Origin of the sequence: Halomonas garicola, assembly GCF_031935715.1 — a bacterium.
GTDB lineage: Bacteria > Pseudomonadota > Gammaproteobacteria > Pseudomonadales > Halomonadaceae > Vreelandella > Vreelandella garicola.
Map to the genome: position 1 here is coordinate 1 of NZ_JASSZF010000070.1, position 1,521 is coordinate 1,521.

1 protein-coding gene is annotated in these 1,521 nt (G+C 53.6%); it reads left to right on the forward strand.

What is annotated here, in order from left to right:
* Positions 1–733: 733 nt before the first annotated feature.
* A partial coding sequence (locus tag RS027_RS13470; RefSeq protein WP_446497141.1) for a reverse transcriptase domain-containing protein occupies positions 734–1,521 on the forward strand: 788 nt, incomplete at its 3' end.

Sequence of the window (1,521 nt, forward strand, 5' to 3'; positions counted from 1 at the left end):
GTGTGCCTCGACCCTGAAGGCAGCAGGAAGTAGCTGAATGGGCACGAGCATGACTGGAATACCTTCATGACGAGCAGGATGCTCCTAGTGAAGGGCTGCCCTCTGCTGTGAGAGGGCATGAGCCGAAGCGGCAGTGACCTGCAGTGCACTGGCAGGGTGATGTAACCCGTGGGAAACGGGGTGTGAGGCGAAGCCGTTACGCCAAGATGCACCTCTAGGCTAAGTATGGAAAGGTTGAGGAACACGAACCGATTAATCCGCGTCTGTGGGCTGAACGTGTCGCCACCTCCTACACGGCTTATTGGAGGTGTGTACCCCAGCAGTGAGTACAGGTACGGCTCACTTCTGCTGCGGGCAACGAATAGCCAAGTCGTTGCCAACAGAGGTATGGACAGTGCGCAGCTAATCCGTACCGGGTACACCAACTTGCAGCATGCAAGGGTAAAGATTGCGATCGGCAACCTCCTCCATACGCTTGAGTCCAGCATGTAAACGAGGGAAGGCTTGTATGGGATGGTAAGGGAGTGCGACCCCGATGCCCAACAAGCTGGCGGAGCCTCCGTAGTAGTCCGAGGTGGGGAAAGCCCACCACATGGCGAAGGGAGGCAGTTCAAGTGGCTTGTTCCACTAATTACCTGACTGAGAGAGGTGAAGACCTTTGATAATCAGGGAAATGCAGAGCAAGCTAGCAACATGGTCAACAGAAGATCCGAATCGTAGGATTGATCGACTGTTGAGGCTGATTGCAGGGCGCGATTGGCTCCTGGATGCTGCGTGGAAAACACTGGCATCAAAGGGGGCCAAGACTGCTGGGGTAGACGGTGAGACTCGACGAGTAGTAGAGCAGGATATTAGCCACTATGTGGATGATATTCGCTCAGAGCTGCTGGCTGGAACCTATCAGCCTCAGCCTGCTCGTCGTATCTATATTCCGAAGGCCAACGGCAAGAAGCGTCCACTGGGGATACCAACACTGCGAGATAGGATTGTACAACGTGCGATGCTGATGGCAATGGAGCCCATATGGGAAAGCGACTTCCATCGCTTATCCTACGGCTTCCGCCCCGAAAGAAGCGTGCACCATGCTATCCGAACCGTGAAATTGCAGCTTACGGATAGTGGAGAAACAAAGGGCCGCTGGGTCATAGAAGGCGACTTGGCAAGCTACTTTGATACTGTCCACCACCGAAAGCTGATGCGGTGCGTTCGCAGGCGGATTTGTGACAGTCGTTTCCTAGACCTCCTCTGGAAATTCATCAAAGCGGGCCATGTCGACAAAGGGCTGTTTCATGCTGCTCACGACGGCGTTCCGCAAGGTGGTGTGCTTTCACCATTACTGTCGAATATCATGCTGAATGAATTCGACCAATGGCTTGAGAAACGCTATCTTGGCAAGAAGGCTCGCAAAGATCGTTGGTACTGGAACTCTAGCATCCAACGAGAATTTCCAATCGCCATGCGAGAAAGACGACATTGGCGACCAGCGGTAGCTTACTGTCGCTACGCTGATGATTTCGTCTT